This window comes from Stenomitos frigidus ULC18, from assembly GCF_003003795.1.
GTDB classification, from domain to species: domain Bacteria; phylum Cyanobacteriota; class Cyanobacteriia; order Leptolyngbyales; family Leptolyngbyaceae; genus Stenomitos; species Stenomitos frigidus_A.
This window is the reverse complement of sequence record NZ_PVWK01000038.1, coordinates 1-21,048: the sequence shown is the minus strand read 5'-3', so window position 1 is coordinate 21,048 and position 21,048 is coordinate 1. Positions and strand designations below refer to the sequence as shown.

The following is a 21,048-nucleotide window of genomic DNA, read 5'->3' as shown; positions in this document are numbered from 1 at the left end:
CAGGCAAGAGTGTCTCATCTACGACCAGGCTTAGTTTGCCTCAGGGACGTTCCAGCGTTCACTCAATCTGACGGTTCTTGCATCATTTTTGCTGAAAGCTGCGCTTACACACAAGGGACGTTCCATGCAACGTCCCTACAGAAGGAAAGCGCCAACCATTTCTCCTTCCATCCTACTCGTTAGCCACTATTCACGCTCAAAGTAGTGGGGCGTAAAGCTGCCGTGCAGCCCGTAAGGAACGTGGTGTTTGAGATGCAGACGAGCAACAGGTTCCCGATGCAAATCGCGTGCGTCTAGAATCACAACATCAGATCGCTCATGGGCTGCGTCATAAACCAGAGTGAGCAACCAACCATCATCTTCAGCACCCGCTAGCTCTGCCGATGGCAAGCCGTCTTTGAAGGCAGATGGCAATCGTGGCACAAAGACCGGTTCGCTGACATAGCCTTGAGGTGCCACACTCCAGAGTTGCCGATCGCCTGTTTCTAAATCAAGTTTGGCGATCGCCTGCAAAGGCGCATTTCCTTCTGGTGCATGAGCCGCACCCATAAACACATAGCGGTACGATCGACCCGCTTTCGCTGGATGGACATAGGGAAACTCACAGCAACGGCTTTCCAGTAAGTCTCTCTGAACCGCTTTCGTCTCAAGGTTGAGTCGAAAACGCCATAGTTGCCCCGGTGCTAGCGCCTCAAAATCCGTCTGACGAAAATCTGATCCGGCCTCCACTGAGGGCAACGTGCCGTAACACACTGAATCAATGACGATTTCATTTCCATCTTCAAAGGCATTCGCATGATGAAACACAAAGCCAGCATTGGTTTCAAAGAATAAAGGCTCAAGGCTCAAGGCTGAATTGGGATGATCCTTTAGGCTTAAGCCTTTATCCTTTCTTGGAATTAAGACAATACGCGTCGGCTTCTCGGGCTTAAAGGCAATAGATTCGCCTGCGCCACGGCTACCAAACAGGAACGGTAGCGGGTTAAAGCTGACAGGATTCTGGAAAAAGATGGCGTAATTGGGCGTGATCGCAAAATCATGGATGAAGGCAAAACCGGGCGTCGCATGAGAGTGTTTGCGCAGCAGCTTACCGCCTGGATCGAACTCAAACAGCGTAATGGTTGAAGACAACCCTGGCTTGATTGAGAAATTGACCAGGCAGGGAGCACCACCATCTTGCTCACAGGCAGGATCGATCCAGGGATGTGCCGCAAACGCTTCACCAGACTGCAACACACCGTCGAGATCATCCAAGCCCAGGGTTTCTAACGTTGCCGGATCAAGGCGATGCGGTTCGGCCGCTTCCCAAAGCGCCAGCAGCTTTCCGCCCCAGTAGAGAATATTCGTATTCGCAATATTTTTAAGGCGGACATCGAACGCGTTTGCTAACCAGCCACCGGACTTTTGCGTACCAAAGACCCCACGATACAGAATGCGTCCTGCGGCTTGTTCTGCTACATAGCCTTCAGTGCGGACAAAGCGGTTGCGGAAGTGGGCACGCCCTTCGTCAAAGGCGATCGCGCAGATCATGCCATCCCCATCAAACGGATGATGAATCAGTTGTCCATTCACATCCAACATGCCGGGCCCGTTACGGAACAGAGTGCCATGCAGTTCGGTTGGAATTGTGCCCTCGATATCATCAATCCAGTAGGAGTATTCTTCTTTCAAAGAGTTGTAGCCCTTCTGCCATCCCTCGCGATCGTACGAAAGGACAGGAGGCACGGTAGCAGCACGTTCGTTTAGCTGAAAGCTTTGCATAGAAATTTGGAAAGTTGTTGGTTGTTGGTTGTTGGTTGTTAGAGAAGTCAGAAGTCAGTGGTTCAAAAATTCATAACTCACTAACTCAAAACTCAGAACTTCCCCACGCCCTTACTCGTCTCCCACTGGCTCAACCTGAAGTGGCTTGGGTACAAACTCTGTCATCAAATCAGGCAAAAACGGTTGACCCAGGTGTCTTGAAGCGGACGAATCAGCTTCAATGATGGGAATTGGATTAAGCGTCGCTGAATCAGGCGCACCTTCAGCAGCGCCATCTGCACCAGGAAGCCAACTGAGAAATGGCAGTGGCAATAGTGTTGAGAGGTTTGTCAGTACAACGAGGAGTGCCAGGTTGCTGAAGTTTGTGTCGGTAATGCCGAGCCAGTGCATCATCAAGGCTCCCGATTCGTAGGACAACAGCCCAGCTAGATTAACCACCGACATCAGCAAGGCGAAAAACGTTGCTTCGACACCAGGCGGACAAAGGCGTGCTGCCAGTACCAGAATTGGCATGTAGGCAATCTGCCCCATGACGGTCAAAATCAAGTTGTCACCGAGACTGAACCAGCGATCGTCAATCCCCAGCGTACGATTGGCATGCGTGACTAGTAGCAGTGTCGTCATCCCCAAGGAGGCAGAGATGACTGTAGACCAACCAAAAATGACTCGGAACGGCACCGTCTTGAGAAAGCGTTGAAAGAGCCAGATGCCTGCTAAAGAAGCGAGGCTTGTGACCAGCCGGACACGACCGAGAAACTCGGCCTCGAACCCAAGTTCATTGGTGGTGAAAAAGAAAAAGGCTGATTCAGCCGTTGGCATGGCTTGCCAGAGGAAGAGAAAAGCGGTCGGCATCCAAATTGATTTCTGGCTTACCGCCTGGCGCAGTTGACCCAACTGGTCTCGAACGAGCGCCCAATTCATGCGATCGGTGACGCGCGATTCAGTAATCAACCACGCTACAAGCGACACAATCAGGGGGAACGTTGCCGTAATGCCGAAAACAGTACGCGTGCTGAAGTTCTGTAGCAAGGAGCCGCTGAAGTATGCCGTGAGGATACCGCCCAAAGCTGATGCGCCCCAGCAGATCGATTGGAGCGATCCAGCTTTGCCGAGTGATTCTCCTCGCGCACGTTCAACGACCAGTGAATCGACAATGACATCGCTAAACGCGACTGAGAGAGAGCCAAGGGCGATCGCGGCAGTTGCGGCCCAGGCAGAATGAACGACTGTTGCCAACGCTACCCAAGAGGATGCGCCCAACAAGCCTGACAAGATCAGGTAGGGTCGCCGTCGATAGCCAAAAATCGGCAAACCATCCGAAATGAAGCCAAACAACGGTTTTACCATCCAGGGCAGCGCTGCAACGCCTACTAACGCAGAGACTGCAGCCGGACTCAACCCCAGATCATCTTTAAGAAAGAAACTGACTGCCAGTCGTGCCAGACCCAGAATGCCCTGTACAAAATAAACCAGCAAAATCGCTACTAGCTCTGCACTGGGCTCATTGCCGAAGAGAAGTTTTTCAGTTAGCGACGCCTTAATCCTGGCAATACCTGCGGGAGAAACAATCATTGATAATTTGTTACAAACGTTTATCAATTCAGCCCCTATCATAACGCTTGCTTTCGAGAGAGGCACTGTTTGTAAACCCAGGGTTGTTTCCTGTAGGGACATGGCACGCTATGTTCCTACAGGGAATTCGACTGCTTTAATTTGTGTTCCTAAGCCAGACGCAAAGAGGCGCACTGCTGTAGAAAGGATGCCGCTTTACGCTCTGCATCGGGATTCTGCCCATGCGCCGGGGTCGGTCGAACAATGCCGTTGAACAGGTCATCAAGTCCATACGGCGTAAAAACCTCCCAGTTTGCCTGAGTATCGCAGCGGACACCAACAGCCGTCGCCGTATGGAGCCAGTCGGCAATACCTTCTTCGGTGCTGCTGTAAGTTCTGCGACCCGATCGCCAACGAGCGAAACTCGCTTGGTTCTTCACATCGAACACGTAGCCAGGGAACTGGGCGTTGAGAGCGACCTTTGCTGCCAGTTCCTGCTCCCGATCGCCCTTTGCATCAAAAAATGCCAGGTCAAAATCTTTGATCATCAAGGCGCATTCGGCACCATACAGCGATCGCCAAACAGTATTGCGTACTGCACCACCTGCCAGCCACCAGTCAGAAAGATTGAGCCGAGCCATCGCCGGCAGCACCGTACCCACAGGTGAAGCAGCCAGAATTTGCTCAAGGGAATCAATTTCCATACAGTTGAGCACAGAGGGATGAGGAGAGTTTTGGATTCAGTGAGCCGACACCGAAACAATCAACTGATCCTGTAGCCTTCTCACTTGAGCTGTTCTGAAGCCGATCGCCTGCTGGTTGAAGCACTTTATGGCAATGCAAGTCGCTTGCAGTCAGTAAATTCGATGAAATGCTTAAATCGCATCAGGATCACGCGAAAAATTCATGATCGGTAATATTTTGTAATCAAAGATACGAATCTCTGGGGTCAGTCCGCTTACGTTAGCTCTAACACCACCTCGCAAAGCTGTGGTTAAAGCCGAACAATCTTTAGCCGCGTTAGCTGATTCCATAGCTAAGCATAGCCTGTAGTGCAGTCCGAAACGAGGGCAATATGACCAGTACAGTCCCAGTGGCAACAAGTCTAAATAAGTTTGAGAAGCTGAAAGCTGAAAAGGATGGGTTGGCAGTCAAGACTGAACTAGAGCAGTTCGCCCAGTTGGGTTGGGAAGCGATGGATGAAACCGATCGCGACCACCGCCTGAAATGGATGGGTGTTTTCTTTCGTCCGGTGACTCCTGGCAAATTTATGCTGCGACTACGGTTGCCCAGCGGCATCATCACTAGCGAGCAGATGCGTCTTCTGGGAGACGTGGTGCAACGCTACGGTGATGACGGCAACGCAGACATCACCACTCGCCAAAACCTCCAGTTGCGCGGTATTCGGCTCGAAGACGTGCCCGCTATTTTTCGCAAGTTGGAGCAGGTCGGGCTCACCAGCATTCAATCTGGCATGGACAATGTTCGCAATATCACTGGCTCTCCAGTAGCAGGCATTGATGCAGACGAGTTGTTCGATACGCGCGACTTGATTCGTCAAGTGCAGGACTTGATCACTAATAAGGGCGAAGGGAATCCGACGTTTTCCAACCTGCCGCGCAAATTCAATATTGCGATCGCGGGCTGTCGTGACAACTCGGTACATGCCGAAATCAACGATATTGCCTTCATTCCTGCCTACAAGGATGAGGTACTGGGCTTCAACGTCCTGGTCGGTGGCTTCTTTTCGGGCAAACGCTGTGAAGCAGCCATTCCTCTCAATGTCTGGGTCGCACCCGATGACGTGGTGGCGCTTTGCGAAGCCATTCTGCTGGTTTATCGCGATCACGGGCTGCGAGCGAATCGTCAAAAAGCCCGTCTCATGTGGCTGATTGATGAATGGGGTGTTGAGAAACTGCGCACTGCCGTAGAGACGCAGATGGGCAAAGCGCTGCTAGCCGCTGCTCCAAAAGACGAAATTCTTTGGGACAAGCGGGATCACATTGGTGTGTATGCCCAAAAGCAGCCCGGACTGCATTATGTGGGCTTACACGTGCCAGTCGGTCGTCTTTTAGCAGCCGATATGTTCGACCTGGCACGTATTGCTGACGTGTACGGCAGCGGGGAGATTCGTCTTACCGTTGAGCAAAACGTGATTGTGCCCAACGTACCGGACTCGCGTCTAGAGCCGTTGCTACAAGAACCGCTCCTCAAGCGATTTTCAACGGAGCCAGAAACGCTGTCGCGATCGCTCGTTTCCTGCACGGGCAGTCAGTTCTGCAACTTTGCGCTCATTGAAACCAAAAACCGTGCCCTGGCAATGATCAAAGAGCTCGAAGCTGAACTCGATTCGCCCAACAATGTTCGGATTCACTGGACAGGTTGCCCCAATTCCTGTGGTCAGCCCCAGGTGGCGGACATTGGCTTGATGGGCACAAAAGTTCGGAAGGATGGGAAAACCGTTGAAGGCGTCGATATCTACATGGGTGGGAAAGTTGGCAAGGATGCCGCGCTGGGTAACTGTGTCACTAAAGGCGTCCCTTGTAGCGATCTCAAACCCGTTTTGCGAGATCTGCTCATCCAGCATTTTGGTTCCGAACTACGCCAGGAAGTGACGACTGGCAGCTAAATTTCGGTGTCGATCGTGTCAAGCCCGAAACCGGGCATAGTCTTGCATGGCTTGGCGAGTCAAGCCTGATGCTGTTAGACCTTGCCTGCATTGGGACACAACCTAAAACCACCTCTACAAAGACAAGCAGAAAAACGTATGACTAACTTTTCAAGACGGAAGTTCATCATCACCTCAGGCGTGGCAGCGGCAGGTACCTTGCTGGCGCATGGCTGTAGCTCTGGCTCCAACACGGCGTCTACCAGCACCTCACCCAGTGCAGCCCCTGCCGTCAATGTGGGCGCTGCAGATACGCCAGAAACCACCACAGCGACGCTAGGATTCATCGCACTGACAGATTCTGCCCCGCTGATTATCGCCAAAGAAAAGGGCTACTTTGAAAAGTACGGCATGAAGGATGTCAAGGTGGTCAAACAGACCTCTTGGGCAACCACTCGTGACAACCTGGTGACCGGCTCTCAAGGTGGCGGCATTGATGGGGCACACATTCTCTCTCCCATGCCCTACATGCTGACGACCGGCAAAATCAACGATGGCAAGCCTGTGCCAATGTACATCCTGGCGCGCCTAAACGTTGATGGCCAGTGCATCTCAGTCTCCAACGATTATAAAGACGCGAAGCTCGGTTTAGAGAGTTCACCGCTTAAAGACGCGTTCGCAAAGGCGAAGTCGGCTGGTAAGCAAACTAAGTGCGCGGTGACCTTTCCTGGTGGCACCCATGACTTGTGGATGCGCTATTGGCTAGCGGCAGGTGGTCTGAACCCCAACAAAGACGCTTCTTTGATTGTGATTCCACCCCCTCAAATGGTGTCCAACATGAAGGAAGGACAGATGGCAGCCTTCTGTGTGGGTGAACCGTGGAATGCCCAGTTGGTGAATCAGGGTATCGGCTTTACTGCCTTAACCACAGGTGAACTCTGGAACAATCACCCCGAGAAAGCGTTCACGATGCGTGCGGATTGGGTCGATAAGAACCCCAAAGCAGCCAAAGCGTTGCTGATGGCGGTGCAAGAAGCACAGATGTGGTGCGACAAAGCCGAAAACAAGAAGGAAATGGCAGAGATTGTCTCCAAGCGTGAGTACTTCAAAGCACCTGCGAAAGATATCGTCGATCGCGCCATGGGCAAATTTGACTACGGCAACGGCAAAGTCGTCGAGAACAGCCCCCACGTGATGAAGTTCTGGGAAGCGGGTGATACAAATGCCTCCTATCCCTACAAGAGCCATGACCTCTGGTTCCTCACCGAGCACAAGCGTTGGGGCTACCTGGCTGCAGATGCAGATGCGAAGAAATTGGTGGATAAAGTCAACCGCGAAGACATTTGGAAGGAAGCAGCCAAAGTGATCGGGCAGACAGCGGCTATTCCTAAGAGCACATCACGCGGTGTCGAAACCTTCTTCGATGGCGTCAAGTTTGATCCTGAAAACCCAGAGGCTTATCTGAAGAGCCTCAAGATCAAAGCGGCGTAAACATCGCCAGCGATCAAGTTCAGTCAGTCGGATTTTAGATTGTGCGCTGGAGACAGTTTCAATCTGAGATCCGACCTTTAATCAACGGTGTACCTCACCTGTCAATGTCTCATAGGAATCTTGAAAATGGCAGTTAGAGCACAAAGCAGTAGCAATTTTTTTGCCTCTCTTCCCTCCAATTTGGTGATCCAGGCTCGTAAAAATATCAGAAAGATTGTGGCGCCGATCGCCGCCCTGGTTGTCGTGCTCATTCTGTGGCAGCTTGGCTCATCCGTGTTTCAGAATACCTTGCCGGGACCCATTCAGGTGGTGCAGGAGACGTGGGACTTGATTATCAATCCCTTCTGGTCGGACGGCGACGATAAAGGGTTAGGCTGGCAGACCCTCGCAAGCTTGCAGCGCGTGGCGATTGGCTACTCATTGGCAGCGTTTTTCGGCATCCTCGCGGGTGTGTTGATTGGTGCGGTGCCGTTGCTGTATGACGCCTTTGACCCCATGTTTCAGATTTTGCGAACCGTGCCGCCGCTTGCCTGGTTGCCGATCGCGCTAGCCATCTTCAAGAATTCTGGCCCCGCTGGTCTGTTCATCATCTTTGTGACCGCAATCTGGCCCATTCTCTACAACACAGCGGTCGGCGTCCAGCAGATGCCTCAAGACTACAAAAACGTTGCTAAAGTCTTACGGTTGTCCAAGCAAGAGTATTTCTTCAAAATTCTGCTGCCCTCGATCGTGCCCTACATGTTCACAGGGCTAAAGCTGGGCATTGGTCTGGCATGGCTGGCGATCGTCGCGGCTGAAATGTTGCGCGGTGATACAGGCATTGGCTTCTTCATCTGGAACTCCTACAACAGCGGCAGCCTTAGCGAAGTGATCTTAGCGCTGGTTTACATCGGCGTCGTTGGCTTTTTGCTAGACAAGCTCGTCGGCGTCCTTGCGAATCTAGTGAGTTCAGACAAGTAAGAGAAAGTTTTGAGTTTTGAGTTTGAAGAGAGGGGCGCAGGGTATTTGGCGTAGAAAAGTTTTGAATTCAGCGGTCGGAGGCAGATATTAACAGTCAGCTTCTGAAGCATCGTCTAAACACCACCACTCAAAACTTTCCTTATCCTTTCCACTTTGCAAGTGCGCTGAAGTACCATTCAGCTCAACACTCCTCCCTCCAAAGCTCTTTAACTCATCACTCAAAACTCAAAACCCTTTCATCCCTCATCCCTCATCCTTTCCCCTTATGTCTTTCTTCGTTGAAGTTGATCACATCGATCGCACTTTTGAGTTGGCAAATGGTGGTAGCTACACCGCGCTGAAAAACATTAGCTTGAAGGTCAAACAGGGCGAATTTGTCTCGCTGTTGGGGCATTCAGGCTGTGGCAAATCGACGTTGCTCAACATTATTGCTGGGCTGGATCGTCCCACTCATGGTGGCGTGATTTTAGAGGGGCGACAGGTGACAAAACCGGGTCCCGATCGCATGGTAGTGTTCCAAAACTACTCGCTGCTGCCCTGGTTAACCGTGCGAGAGAACATTTCGCTAGCTGTCAATCGGGTGCTGAAGGATTTACCCGCTGAAGAGCGCCACGACATTGTGGAGCGCCATATTGATCTCGTTAAATTGCGTTCAGCCGCCGACAAAAAACCAGGGCAGTTGTCAGGTGGGATGAAACAACGGGTGGCGATCGCCCGTGCGCTATCCATTCGTCCCAAGTTGCTGCTGCTCGATGAACCGTTTGGCGCGCTGGATGCCCTCACCCGCAGCAGTTTGCAAGATCAGTTGATGCAGATTGCGGAAGAACATCAGCTCACCTGCATTATGGTGACGCACGATGTGGATGAAGCACTCCTGCTATCCGATCGCATCGTCATGCTGACCAACGGACCGGAATCGTATATCGGGCAGATTATTGACGTGCCGTTTGTGCGTCCGCGCGATCGTCTCAAAGTCGTCAATCATTCCAATTACTACGCCTTACGCGCCGAAATTGTCTACTTCCTCAACCAGCAGAAAAAAGCGAAGCAGCGTAAGGTCACGCAAACGACCGCGATCGCTCGCAACGGTTTGGAGAAAGTCAATCTAGAACTTGGCTTTGTACCACTGACCGACTGCGCGCCGTTGGTGATTGCCCAAGAGAAAGGGTTCTTCCAGAAGTACGGGCTTGAGCAAGTCACGTTATCGCGGGAACCCAGTTGGAAAGCGATTGCTGAAGGTGTGGCGTCGAAGCGTCTGGATGCGGCTCAAATGACAGCGGGGATGCCGTTGGCAATGACCCTGGGTATGGGTGGCAAAGAACCGCTTCCGACCGTCACAGGGCTGGTGCTGAGTCGCAACGGGAATGCGATTACCTTCAGCAAGCGTTTATATGATGCTGGAGTACGAACGCTGGTAGATTTTAAGGGCGCGATCGCTCAAACTCCCGACAAAATTTACACGCTGGCAGTCGTGCATTCATCCTCAATGCACAACCTGATGTTACGTCACTGGCTGGCATCTGGTGGCATCGACCCCGATACGGATGTCAACCTGACCGTCATTCCACCCGCTCAAATGGTGGCAACCCTCAAAGCTGGCAGCATCGACGGCTATTGCGTAGGTGAACCGTGGAACTCCCATGCCGTGCAGGAAGGTTTGGGCTTTGTGATCGCGACGGATTTCGACATTTGGCCAGGGCATCTGGAGAAGGTGTTGGGTGTACGTGAAGACTGGGCAAACCAGTATCCTCAAACCCATCTGGCACTCGTCAAAGCACTGCTAGAAGCCTGCGAATACTGCGACGATCGCCGCAACCGCGAAGAGCTCGTTGAACTGTTGAGTCGTCCTGAATATGTCGGTACAAAGCCTGCCTATCTGCGTCCTGGCTTGCTTGATCCCTATAGCCGTAGCCTCGACTCAGAGCCAGAAAACCTGCCACGGTTCAACCAGTTCTACGTTGACAAGACGAACTGCCCGTATCGCACCGAAGGGCTGTGGATCATGACTCAGTTTGCCCGTTGGGGACTCACTCCCTTTCCCAAAAACTGGCTCGAAGTTCTCGATCGGGTTCGTCGGGTGGATGTTTTTGGAGCCGCTGCCCGTGACCTTGGGTTGCTAGATATTGAACCTAACCGTGGTCCGATTCACTTTGCGGATGGCAGTATTTTCAATCCGGATGACCCCATTGGCTATCTCAATGGCTTGTCAATTAAACGCGACATTCGGATCGAAGAAGTGACGATCGATGCCCTCGAACCAGTTGCCGTCTAAATCAGTTTTTAGTTGTTAGATGTTGGTGCTTAGAACTAACACCTAACAACCAAAAACCAACAACTCCCACCTCCTTCATCCTTCTCCCTATGCAAACAGTCAACACTACAACCCTTGATCCCAAGCTGCCGCTGACAGCAGAGCCATTTTTGGTGATCGAAAACGTCACCAAAGCTTATCCCACCGCTGGTGGTGGCGAGTGCATCGTTCTGGATGGCATCGACCTCACCGTCAATGAAGGCGAGTTCGTTTGTGTGATTGGTCATTCGGGCTGCGGCAAATCGACGTTGCTAGATATGGTGTCGGGCTTTCGGGAGCCGACCAGTGGTGAAGTACGGCTGCAAAACAAGCGCATCACCAAGCCGGGACCCGATCGCATGGTGGTGTTTCAGAACTACTCCCTGCTACCGTGGATGACTGCCTTTGAGAATATCTACCTGGGCATTCACTCCGTTTGGCCCGACAAACCCAAAGCTGAAAAAGAGCAAATTGCCCATGATCATCTGGCGCTTGTAGGGTTGACTGAAGCCGCTAACAAAAAACCAAAGCAGCTTTCTGGCGGGATGAAGCAGCGCGTTTGTATTGCCCGTGCGCTGGCGCTGCGTCCTCAGGTGCTCGTGCTGGATGAACCCTTTGGCGCACTTGACCCCATTACGCGGGAAGAACTGCAAGAAGAACTGCTCAAAATCTGGACGGAGCATCGCGTTACGGTCTTGATGATCACGCACGACATTGATGAAGCGCTTTTGTTAGGCGATCGCCTGGTGATGATGACGAATGGACCGGCCGCGAAAGTAGGCGAAATTTTGACGATTCCGTTTCCACGTCCGCGCGATCGTACACATGTGATGGAAGATCCCAAATACTACGAGTTGCGCAACTATGCGCTGGACTTCCTCTATCACCGCTTTGCTCATGATGACGTTGAGTGAGCGTGATCGGTTGTCTACAGTTGTTTTTTGCCTGTTTTCAGTGGTGTTCGCCTGTTTAGTTAGTAGTGTTCGCCTGTTTGATTAGTGTTTTCTGTTCGCAGTTTAGGCCCCTCTTGTAGCGACGAATCACCAACCATTATGGTTCAAACCTCTACTTCACTTCCTGGCGAATGGTCTAATCGCATTCTTTGCTACTACGAAAATGCGACTAGTCAGGTTCAAATTGCCCGTATTGCCAATATCCCCAACTGGCTCTTTGAACGGGTGGTGTTTCCCCGACAACGACTATTGTTTGAAGCCTTGCCTGATGCCTTACTCGAAGTTCGCACCAGCACTGCCGCCAGTGGATCGCTTTTAGACCAAATCCCGTGTTTGAGTTTGCAAGTGAAAGACGGTATTCGTGCTGGCTTAAAGCTGGCCGAGGCCACAATGGATACCGCCTATGACTAACCCTATTAAAACGCTGTGCCCGTATTGTGGTGTGGGCTGCGGTTTGGACGTATCACCACCAGCTGTATCTGGTAAACCGATTAATCGTGATAAGCAGGGTACTCCTGTGTGGCAAGCACGCGGCGATCGTGCTCATCCCTCCAGCCAGGGCATGGTCTGCGTCAAGGGTGCCACGATTACTGAGGCGCTCCACAAGGATCGCCTGCTGCATCCAATGATGCGAGAGTCCCTGGATGAACCCTTTCGCCGGGTCTCGTGGGATGAAGCGCTGGGACGAGTCTCCGATCGTATTCAGACCGTCCGTACAACTCAAGGTGCAGATGCCATCTGCATGTATGGCTCTGGTCAGTTCAATACTGAGGATTATTACGTCGCCCAGAAGCTGATGAAAGGCTTTCTCGGCACGAACAACTTTGATGCCAACTCTCGTCTGTGTATGTCGTCTGCGGTGGCGGGCTACGTTCAAAGCTTTGGCGCGGATGGTCCACCGTGCTGCTACGACGATCTGGATGTGACCGACTGTGCCTTTTTGATTGGCACCAATACTGCTGAATGCCACCCGATCGTCTTCAACCGTCTGCGGAAACACCACAAGCAGCACAAGCACGTCAAGCTGATTGTGGTCGATCCGCGCAAAACTCAGACGGCAGAAGTCGCTGATTTGCACCTGGCGATCAAACCGGGCACCGATATTGATTTGCTGAATGGGATTGCCTACCTGCTGCTGTATCGAGGCTACCTGGATTCGGTCTTCGTCGCCAAACATACCAATCACTTCACCGCCTTTGCTGAAGTGATTGAAGACTACAAACCCGATGTCGTCGCCAAACGCTGCGGCATTTCGATCGAGGATCTGGAGACTGCCGCACAGTATTGGGGCAAGTCGAAGCGCGTGCTATCGATGTGGTCGATGGGCATCAATCAGTCCAGCGAAGGTACAGCAAAGGTGCGATCGATCATCAACCTGCATCTGATGACGGGGCAGATCGGCAAACCAGGAGCAGGACCGTTTTCGCTGACAGGACAACCGAATGCGATGGGCGGGCGGGAAGCAGGCGGACTCTCTCATCTACTGCCAGGGTATCGATCGGTCAAAAACCCTCAACATCGCGCTGAAGTCGAACAGTTCTGGGGCTTGGAGCCGGGACAAATTTCTCCCGCACCAGGACGCACTGCCTGGGATATGATCACGGGTATGGAAGAGGGAGCCGTGGGACTTCTGTGGATTGCAGCGACGAATCCAGCGGTGAGCATGCCAGATCTGGAGCGCACGAAACGAGCCTTGCTGCGATCGCCCTTCACGGTTTATCAGGAAGCCTACTATCCCACCGAGACCTCTGCCTATGCTCATGTGCTGCTGCCTGCCGCTCAATGGAGTGAAGCCCCAGGGACAATGACCAACTCCGAACGGCGCGTCACGCTGTGCCCTCAGTTCCGCACGCCACCTGGCGAAGCCCGTGCCGACTGGGTGATTTTTGCCGAAGTAGCGCGACGTCTGGGTTTTAGCAAACCGTTCACTTTCAACGGTGCGGCGGATGTGCACGCCGAATTTGTACAGCTTACCCGTGGTCGTCCGTGTGATATGACCGGCATCACACACGATCGCCTCCGCTATGAAGGACCGCTGCAATGGCCTTGTGTCCAAGGTGAAGATGAAGGCAACATTGTCCAGACTGAAAAAGGTAGGTTCCGCTTTCCGTCCTTTATGCGCAATCCCCAAAAGCTCTCAGCCTCTCGGTTGGCAGCAAAGCGTTTATATACCGATTACCAGTTCCACACGCCGGATGGGCGAGCCCGTTTTGCAGCTCACCACTCACGCGGTTTGGCAGAGCCACCGGACGATCGCTATCCATATGTCCTCACGACTGGCAGACTCTATGGTCACTGGCATACTCAAACCCGCACGGGACGAGTCGACAAAATTCGCCAGATGTACGACGGCCCTTTTATTGAAATTCATCCCCGCGATGCCGCAGCGATCGGCATTAAGGAGGGTGGCTGGCTAGACGTGCGATCGCGACGTGGCATAGCCCGCTTTCCGGCAAAGATAACGACGGCGATCGTGCCTCAAACTGTTTTCGTGCCAATGCACTGGGGCGCACTCTGGGCAAATAAGGCCGAAGCCAACGCCCTGACGCATCCCGAAGCCTGCCCGGACTCCCTTCAGCCTGAGTTGAAGGCCTGTGCAGTGCAGTTAATACCCGTCGGCTTTGAGATGCCAGCCATTGAAGCAGACGCGCCGTTTGAGAACATCAGCGCACGATCGACATCCTTGTCGGTTTCAACGCCGCTTAAAAAATAAGTACACAGTTTAAGAAGCGGTCAGCTATCAGCAGTCAGCTCAACACTCAAACCGACTTAAAACCATTTCGCCGTGAGAATGGATGTTCGTCAACCAAATTGTAGTGCTGATAGCTGACCGCTGATAGCTGACCGCTAATCGCTGACTTAAGCTTGAGGGCTTTGCTCCCACAGTTTTTCCAGTAGTTTGATTTGTTCTTCTAAGATAGACGCGCGGTGCTGCTGATAGCGATCGTGGAGAAAGATCCCTAAGCCCAAACCAACTGGTAGTACGAAGTAGAATAAGCCAAGCAGAATATCGGCGATGCGTTCCATCTGCGCTGCACTCAGCAGTTTAGGCGATACGGCTGGGGCGCTTGTTGTAGCGGGAACCATTGCCAGTGAATCGTTGGACTGACTAAAGGCAGCAGGCGCGATCGCAACAACGCTTGCTGCAGTCAAACCAAGCACTAAAGAATGCATCAGTTTACGTTCCGTCCTCGCTGAAGCGCCAGTGTTAGCATCTCGTCGTTGTTGGAACACCTCAGCGTGTTTTTTAACTAGATCTGAAACCATTTCTGTTTAATCTCTGAAACCAGCTTCTGTATCTAATACTACCGTTTCTATTTTTTCTGATCAAGCTGTTTTCCGGCTATTCCATAGAAACTGATACCTCTAACGGTTTATTTGCCTTTCTAACAGCAGCCCTGAGCGGAGACAGGCAGGCTGACATAAAACAAAAATGACTCCGCAAATATCTTGAATCCCTAACAAAATAGCTGAGGTAAAGGCGATCGCTGCATCAAAAATATGCGGCTTTGGTAAAGTGTGCGTAGCAAGATGAATGAGCACGATCGCGACTAGCGTTTGAAGTTAGAAACAAGTTGAGGGGATGAATTTTGCTTGCTCTGACTCCTCTAGGTAGTGTCAAAACCAATCTTTTTAGCACTTGAATGCTTTTGGGTAAATGCGCGATCGGCATTTTCTAGAAGCTAATGGCGCAAGTTTGAATGCTAAGCGTGACAATCAATACGCTTGTAAACGCGTGCAAAAATTAGCTTAAGCGCATGCGCTCAAACCAGGTTTTTCGATGGCTCAGACTAAGTGGCTGTAAAGAAATAACGTCATGGACTGTAGCGGTCAGCCGTCAGCGGTCAGCCATTGAAGAAAAGCTGACCGCTGACGGCTGATCGCTGATCGCTAATCCAAAAGTATGCAGTTATTTTTTAACAAGCCCTAAGCAATTTTTGAGCCTTTACCCCATGCCAGGAATGAGGCTACTGCTAAGACGCTTGAGCGCTTTATTTGCAACATCGGCATAGCGTAACTCACCGCACAAGATCTGCCCAATACGCTCAGTGGCAGACGGGCGTTTGATCCCTACTTTGTAGCCAATGTTGGGAATCCGGTAAAATACGCCCGCTAACCGCTGCGCCCAAACCATATCAGCTCCCCACTCGTTGTTAATGAGGTCGGTATAGCTTTGCAGTGCATTGGCATTGCCCGTCAGCGCTTCGTCGATCGCCCCTGCCGCTTTCACTCCAGTAAAGATGGCTGGACGAATACCCTCAGCCGTAAAGGGATCAACCACACAAGCCGCTTCTCCTGCCAGCAGAGCATTTTGGGTATGTAGCGTTTGGTTGCCATCCCATAAGCAGAGGGAATGCGCCGTGAGTTGACCCGCTTTCACATCCAGACCAGACTTTTGAGCATACTCGGTCAGCAGCTTGTTTAAGTCATTAGGGTCATTACCCCGGAAGGTGGCAATGCCTAGCGAATAGCCGTCAGCCTTTGGGAAGCGCCAGATGTAGCCATTTTTAACCATCCCAAACTCAAAATAAGCCTTCTCAGAGTCAACCGCTGCTGCTGGCACTTCTAACACGGATCCAGAGCGTCGTTTCGGCTCTTTAAAGCCAAGCCATTTTGATGTCGGGCCTTTAGCGCCGTCCGCAGCGATCAGGTAGCGTCCAGTCACAGCACCCTTCGCGGTGTTGACTTGCCAGTGATCACGTTTGAACTCAATGCCAGTTGCTTCAGTGTCATCTCGTAATTCAGCGCCCTGTGACTGCGCTTGCTGTACGAGAAAATGGTCAAACACGTCGCGACGAACCATCCACATGGGTTCAGAGGTTTGTAGCTTGGCATCAACGGGATCACCGAGTTTCCAGGTATAGCAGATGTTCTCAAGTTTACGATCGATGGCGGGCGCAAAATCAAAGTCAAACCACTGGGCGATCGCAGGCGACACACCACCACTACAGGGTTTATAACGAGGCAACGCCTGCTTTTCAAGCAACAGCACCGATCGACCCCGTTTTGCCAAATGGTAGGCAGCACTTGCTCCAGCAGGCCCCGCTCCCACAATAATGCAATCAAACATCATACTTATGCTCCTTTAATACTTCTAGGCCCCTACTGCCAGTGCTCTGGTGACTCATCATCAGACAAGAAGCCTGCGTGATTCAGCTCTTTTGCAAACAACCACTGCTTTAATGAGCCCAACGGCTGAACCAGAATTACAGCTTGACGGTTTGATCAAAATCAAAGTACCTGTACGATCGTAAACCGACCAGAAAATACACTCAGGTTACTCTGCGTCCACATTCCACTCAATTAACCTCGGTCAATTAACGTAGACCCACTCAGCACGACGTAGAATCGCTTTAAAACATCAGGGAAGGTACGGTCTATGTTGAGCGAAACAATCTGCTTAAGGGACTCAACTCAATTATGCGATTCACCAGTTACACGGAGTGCAAAGCTCCGATAAGAATCTTAGGATAGAGGCATAAATCTTTCATGAAGCATTCAGAATCTACTTACAGGCGTTTAGCGATCAGCGGTCAGTTTTCAACTAATTCTAACAACACTGCAGAAAAGGCCACGAAACGCGAGTGATCAGACGTTTGCAAGTGAGACATTAACGACTATATGCTCATGTCAGCTGCAACCTATTCGGGGAGGCTAAAACTATGCTTTGGGAAGTTTGTATTCGGTACCCAAACGGGCAAGAACGTGCACTTCGTTCCTATAAAGATCGTGAAGTAGCGCTCAGGCGCATTGATGCCATTTACGCTGACGGTTATCCCATGCATGTTGCTTATATTGTTCGCCCTGCGCAGGCTGTAGCTTTTAGCAATCAGCTATCAGCGGTTAGCTTTTAGCATGGACAGTACTTAGATGCTGTTAAGCAATCACTGATGAGTGGGCACCAATTGATTAGCATCCGTTTGATTGATTAAACTGATTTTTGAACAGGTTCTAAGGCCCTTTAGTTCAAAAAATGTACCCGCTTAAACCTAAGCGGCAGACAGTAAAAACAACCGCCTACCGCTTAAGTTTAAGTTCGAAATTTTTTGAACGTAACCGCTGACTTTAAGGCTTCTCAAATGGTCTAAACAGTCATGATGTCCTTCTCTTTATCAGCAAGCACTTCTTCAATCCTGGCAATGTATTTATCCGTAAGCTTCTGAATTTTGTCTTGTAGATCGCGGGCTTCGTCTTCAGGCAGTTCACTGCTTTTTTCTTGCTTCCGCACCGTATCAACGGCATCGCGTCGAATATTGCGGACGGAAACCTTGCCTTCTTCCGCATACTTCGCCGTAATTTTGACGAGTTCTTTGCGACGATCGTTGGTCAACGGCGGAATATTAAGCCGAATCGTGGAGCCATCGTTATTAGGCGTCAACCCAATATCAGATAGAGAGATCGCTTTTTCGATCAAGCTCAGGCTGCCGCGATCGAAGGGTTGTACCGTAATTGTCGAGGCATCAGGGGTATTAATGTTGGCGAGCGTTTTGAGCGGCGTTGGTGCACCGTAATACTCTACCTGCACCCGATCGAGAATCGATACATTTGCTCGCCCGGTACGAATGGTATTAAACGACCGTTGAGTCGCTTCTACCGCTTTCTGCATGTGCTCTTCAATGTCAGCTAACTTCACAAGAACCTCCGACAAGCGTTCCAATTTGCTCTCCCGCAACGGCTCGACAGATATTTCCTTTTACGGAAAGGTCGAACACAATGATGGGGATATTGTTGTCCTTACATAAGGATATCGCAGTACTGTCCATCACCCGTAGATCTTGGGTAAGAATATGCCCATAGGTAAGGGTTTGGTAACGACGTGCATTCGGGTTCGTGCGGGGGTCAGAATCGTAAACACCATCAACTTTAGTGGCCTTGAACAGCACATCAGCACCAATTTCAGCAGCCCGAAGCGCCGCAGTCGTATCGGTGGTGAAAAAAGGATTGCCAGAGCCAGCGCCAAAGATGACAGCGCGCCCCTTCTCCAGGTGACGGATGGCTCGCCGCCGAATATAAGGTTCAGCGACTTCCTGCATGGAAATTGCCGTTTGTACACGAGTGGGCACACCAATCTGCTCTAACGCATCCTGGAGCGTCATCGCATTCATGACGGTAGCGATCATGCCAATATAGTCAGCTGTGGCACGATCCATGCCGGCCGCTGCTCCTTTGACCCCTCGAAAAATGTTGCCACCACCAACGACGATCGCAACCTGCACGCCGCTAGCAATAACCTGTGAGACCTCTTGAGCAATGTCTTGCACAATGTTGGGATCGATTCCATAGGAAAGCTCACCCATGAGGGCTTCACCGCTTAACTTCAGCACAACCCGCTGGTAAGTGACTCCCATGTGGTGCTATTTCTCTCACTTCAGGTTACTTTCAACCATAAAGATACTCCTTAGTGGAGATATTCGTCCACTTCGCTCAAGGTTCAGGAAAGTGTGACAAAAAAGGTCACAGGATGCGATTTTACATAGGACAGGCTACTGAGATACCGCAACCGCCTTTACCTGCCAGGTCGTTGGCGATAGTTCTAAAACCGATTGGTGATACTCGGTGAGGGTTGAGCGATGACCCACGCTAAGGAAGGTCGTGCCGATCGCCTGCAGATTTTGATATAGGCCTGCCTCATTAGGAGTATCGAGAGCGCTGGTTGCTTCATCCAGAATGGCGTATTTGGGTTTTTGTAACAGTAACCGAGCGAAAGTTAGCCGCTGCTGCTCGCCCAAAGACAGCACATCCGCCCAATCGCGTTGAGCGTCGAAGCCTCCAAAGCGCTCATCCAAATCGGCTAAGTTCACCTGCTCTAGGATCTGCTTCAAGTGTTGGTCATCCACTTCAATGTTTGTGTTGGGATAGAGTATTTGATCGCGCAACGTCCCCAGCACCATATAAGGACGTTGCGGTAAGAAGAGTATTTGATCGGCATCAGGACGCACGATCGTGCCACTGCCAGAATTCCAAAGCCCTGCGATCGCTCGCAGTAAAGAACTCTTCCCACAACCGCTGGAACCCATGACCAAAAGACCTTGCCCAGGAAGCACTGCAACCGATAGGTCTTCCACCAGCGTGCGTTGATAGTTGGGGGTTTGCAGGGTCAGGTGCTCTAGCGCCAGACGATCGGCGGTCAGCGTTTCGATGATTGGCTTTTGAGTTGCGTCAGAGGCTTCTACGGGTGCAGTCTGTTCTAGAAACTCAGCAAAGGTATATAACCGGTTAATGCCAGCGCCAAAGGTTGTCAACGCCTGGAAGCGGGCAACCACTACATTGAGCGAGAAAAAGACTCGAATAAACGCGCCCTGCGCCTCGCTGACTTTGCCAACTTCCAGTTCTCCAGCAAAGATTGCAGGCGCTACGACTAGCGCAGGCAGGATAAAGGGAATGAATTCGTAGGCATTCGTCAGCACATTGAGGTTTAGTTCCCAGAGCAGCAGCCGTTTTACATTGTCAAACACTTCAAGAAAGCGGTATTTGACCTGCTGTACTTCCTGTTCCTCACCGTGATAGAACGCGATCGCTTCAGCATTTTCTCGCACTCGCACCAGGCTAAACCGCAAATCAGCTTCTTTCTTGAGTTGTTCGAAGTTGAGCCGCACCAACGGTTTGCCAAATACCACGGTCGTTACGAGTGTGCCGACGATCGCATAGAGCGACAGAAAAAGTACGAGGGGTCGGGAAATGCCCCACAGCACACCGCTAAACGCAATCACTGCGAGCACTGATTCCACTAGCACCAGTAGAAAAGACAGCGATTCTTGAGTAAAGCTGCGAATATCTTCGGCAATCCGCTGATCAGGGTTATCGATCTCACCATTTGAGGTGCTGAGCTTGTAGTAAGCGCGATCGCCAAAGTAATTGTCCAGAAAGCGATTAGTCAACCAGCGTCGCCATTGCAAGCTGAGGCGATCGCGCAGATAACGGTAACCTGCAAGCAAGGGCGCATATAGCACTAATACGCCAATGAAAATCACAACCGTTTCCCAGAAGCGTGATTCGTCTTTGGCGGAAAGAGCTGAGATTAAGACACCCCGCTTGCTGTTGAGCACCACACTCAACCCGGTGTAGGCCAGCAAAAACAGCACAACGCCCAGTAAGAGCCCTCTGGCCTGCCATTTTTCCTCGCTAAACCAGTAGGTTTTGGCGATCGTCCAAAACTGCCGGAAGACTTGCCCATTCAATCGACCCATCGGTTGCGTCCCTTCAAATCTGCTCAAGACTATATCCTTAGGAGCGTGGATTAAATAACATCGGTCATCCTCACAGTAAGGGCTTAGCCTTCGGCAGGGTTGCCTTTGGCTACGGCAAGCGCTTTTACCCGCATGCTAAGCCCCTACAAAATTATCGGTTTTATTAAATTTAGAAGTTACGCATTGACAGAGAGCAGGAAATGTGATGACTCTAGATTAGTCTCCTAGCCCTTGGAAATCCGTCGT

General features: G+C 51.3%; 15 protein-coding genes. 7 read left to right on the top strand and 8 right to left on the bottom strand.

Annotation, left to right across the window (positions count from 1 at the left end):
• Positions 1-186: 186 nt before the first annotated feature.
• The 3 genes from C7B82_RS07550 to C7B82_RS07540 form a co-directional block, all read right to left on the bottom strand.
• Positions 187-1,761, bottom strand: coding sequence for a carotenoid oxygenase family protein (locus C7B82_RS07550; protein WP_106255692.1), 1,575 nt, complete (start codon positions 1,759-1,761; stop codon positions 187-189).
• A gap of 111 nt (positions 1,762-1,872) precedes the next feature.
• Positions 1,873-3,333 carry a folate/biopterin family MFS transporter gene (locus C7B82_RS07545; RefSeq protein ID WP_106255691.1) on the bottom strand — a complete coding sequence of 487 codons (1,461 nt, stop codon included), beginning with the start codon at positions 3,331-3,333 and terminating at the stop codon, positions 1,873-1,875.
• Between the two features lie 149 nt (positions 3,334-3,482).
• Positions 3,483-4,016, bottom strand: coding sequence for a nucleotidyltransferase family protein (locus tag C7B82_RS07540; protein WP_106255690.1), 534 nt, complete (start codon positions 4,014-4,016; stop codon positions 3,483-3,485).
• 371 nt (positions 4,017-4,387) lie between these two features.
• On the opposite strand from C7B82_RS07540, the gene C7B82_RS07535 reads away from it, so the two are divergent.
• From C7B82_RS07535 to C7B82_RS07505, 7 genes are all read left to right on the top strand, one after another.
• Complete coding sequence (locus C7B82_RS07535; RefSeq protein WP_106255689.1) at positions 4,388-5,941, top strand: ferredoxin--nitrite reductase; 1,554 nt, start codon at positions 4,388-4,390, stop codon at positions 5,939-5,941.
• A gap of 138 nt (positions 5,942-6,079) precedes the next feature.
• The gene (locus C7B82_RS07530; protein WP_106255688.1) at positions 6,080-7,411 is read left to right on the top strand and encodes a CmpA/NrtA family ABC transporter substrate-binding protein; all 1,332 of its coding nucleotides are present in this window, start codon (positions 6,080-6,082) and stop codon (positions 7,409-7,411) included.
• Between the two features lie 126 nt (positions 7,412-7,537).
• Positions 7,538-8,371 (top strand): nitrate ABC transporter permease, encoded by an 834-nt coding sequence (gene ntrB, locus C7B82_RS07525; RefSeq protein ID WP_106255687.1) that lies wholly within the window; start codon positions 7,538-7,540, stop codon positions 8,369-8,371.
• Between the two features lie 265 nt (positions 8,372-8,636).
• On the top strand, positions 8,637-10,643 hold the full coding sequence (locus C7B82_RS07520; protein ID WP_106255686.1) for an ABC transporter ATP-binding/substrate-binding protein: 2,007 nt from the start codon (positions 8,637-8,639) through the stop codon (positions 10,641-10,643).
• A gap of 89 nt (positions 10,644-10,732) precedes the next feature.
• Positions 10,733-11,575: a nitrate ABC transporter ATP-binding protein gene (locus C7B82_RS07515; protein ID WP_106255685.1), complete on the top strand. Its 843-nt coding sequence runs from the start codon at positions 10,733-10,735 to the stop codon at positions 11,573-11,575.
• A 138-nt stretch (positions 11,576-11,713) separates the two neighbouring features.
• Complete coding sequence (locus C7B82_RS07510; protein WP_106255684.1) at positions 11,714-12,025, top strand: DUF1830 domain-containing protein; 312 nt, start codon at positions 11,714-11,716, stop codon at positions 12,023-12,025.
• A complete protein-coding gene (locus C7B82_RS07505) occupies positions 12,018-14,327 on the top strand; it encodes a molybdopterin oxidoreductase family protein (protein ID WP_106255683.1) in 2,310 nt (769 codons plus the stop codon). The genes C7B82_RS07510 and C7B82_RS07505 overlap by 8 nt, the downstream gene beginning before the upstream one ends.
• A 146-nt stretch (positions 14,328-14,473) precedes the next feature.
• Here C7B82_RS07505 and C7B82_RS07500 read toward each other — a convergent pair whose 3' ends face one another.
• The 5 genes from C7B82_RS07500 to C7B82_RS07475 all read right to left on the bottom strand — a co-directional run bounded on the left by C7B82_RS07500 (position 14,474) and on the right by C7B82_RS07475 (position 20,829).
• Entirely contained in the window at positions 14,474-14,788 is a 315-nt protein-coding gene (locus tag C7B82_RS07500; protein ID WP_146141083.1) for a hypothetical protein, read from the bottom strand.
• Between the two features lie 772 nt (positions 14,789-15,560).
• Complete coding sequence (locus C7B82_RS07495; protein WP_339375174.1) at positions 15,561-16,688, bottom strand: geranylgeranyl reductase family protein; 1,128 nt, start codon at positions 16,686-16,688, stop codon at positions 15,561-15,563.
• Between the two features lie 1,011 nt (positions 16,689-17,699).
• Complete coding sequence (gene frr / locus C7B82_RS07485; protein WP_106255679.1) at positions 17,700-18,248, bottom strand: ribosome recycling factor; 549 nt, start codon at positions 18,246-18,248, stop codon at positions 17,700-17,702.
• Positions 18,235-18,963 carry a UMP kinase gene (pyrH, locus tag C7B82_RS07480; protein ID WP_106255678.1) on the bottom strand — a complete coding sequence of 243 codons (729 nt, stop codon included), beginning with the start codon at positions 18,961-18,963 and terminating at the stop codon, positions 18,235-18,237. The genes frr and pyrH overlap by 14 nt, the downstream gene beginning before the upstream one ends.
• Positions 18,964-19,098: 135 nt before the next feature.
• A complete protein-coding gene (locus C7B82_RS07475) occupies positions 19,099-20,829 on the bottom strand; it encodes an ABC transporter ATP-binding protein/permease (RefSeq protein WP_245939784.1) in 1,731 nt (576 codons plus the stop codon).
• Positions 20,830-21,048 lie beyond the last annotated feature (219 nt).

Coding starts and splice junctions, on each gene's coding strand:
- C7B82_RS07505 (WP_106255683.1), top strand. CDS start 12,018: ATGACTAACCCTATTAAAACGCTGTGCCCGTATTGTGGTGTGGGCTGC.
- C7B82_RS07495 (WP_339375174.1), bottom strand. CDS start 16,688: ATGATGTTTGATTGCATTATTGTGGGAGCGGGGCCTGCTGGAGCAAGT.
- pyrH (WP_106255678.1), bottom strand. CDS start 18,963: ATGGGAGTCACTTACCAGCGGGTTGTGCTGAAGTTAAGCGGTGAAGCC.
- C7B82_RS07520 (WP_106255686.1), top strand. CDS start 8,637: ATGTCTTTCTTCGTTGAAGTTGATCACATCGATCGCACTTTTGAGTTG.
- C7B82_RS07515 (WP_106255685.1), top strand. CDS start 10,733: ATGCAAACAGTCAACACTACAACCCTTGATCCCAAGCTGCCGCTGACA.
- C7B82_RS07540 (WP_106255690.1), bottom strand. CDS start 4,016: ATGGAAATTGATTCCCTTGAGCAAATTCTGGCTGCTTCACCTGTGGGT.
- ntrB (WP_106255687.1), top strand. CDS start 7,538: ATGGCAGTTAGAGCACAAAGCAGTAGCAATTTTTTTGCCTCTCTTCCC.
- C7B82_RS07530 (WP_106255688.1), top strand. CDS start 6,080: ATGACTAACTTTTCAAGACGGAAGTTCATCATCACCTCAGGCGTGGCA.
- C7B82_RS07510 (WP_106255684.1), top strand. CDS start 11,714: ATGGTTCAAACCTCTACTTCACTTCCTGGCGAATGGTCTAATCGCATT.
- C7B82_RS07545 (WP_106255691.1), bottom strand. CDS start 3,333: ATGATTGTTTCTCCCGCAGGTATTGCCAGGATTAAGGCGTCGCTAACT.
- C7B82_RS07500 (WP_146141083.1), bottom strand. CDS start 14,788: ATGCATTCTTTAGTGCTTGGTTTGACTGCAGCAAGCGTTGTTGCGATC.
- C7B82_RS07535 (WP_106255689.1), top strand. CDS start 4,388: ATGACCAGTACAGTCCCAGTGGCAACAAGTCTAAATAAGTTTGAGAAG.
- C7B82_RS07550 (WP_106255692.1), bottom strand. CDS start 1,761: ATGCAAAGCTTTCAGCTAAACGAACGTGCTGCTACCGTGCCTCCTGTC.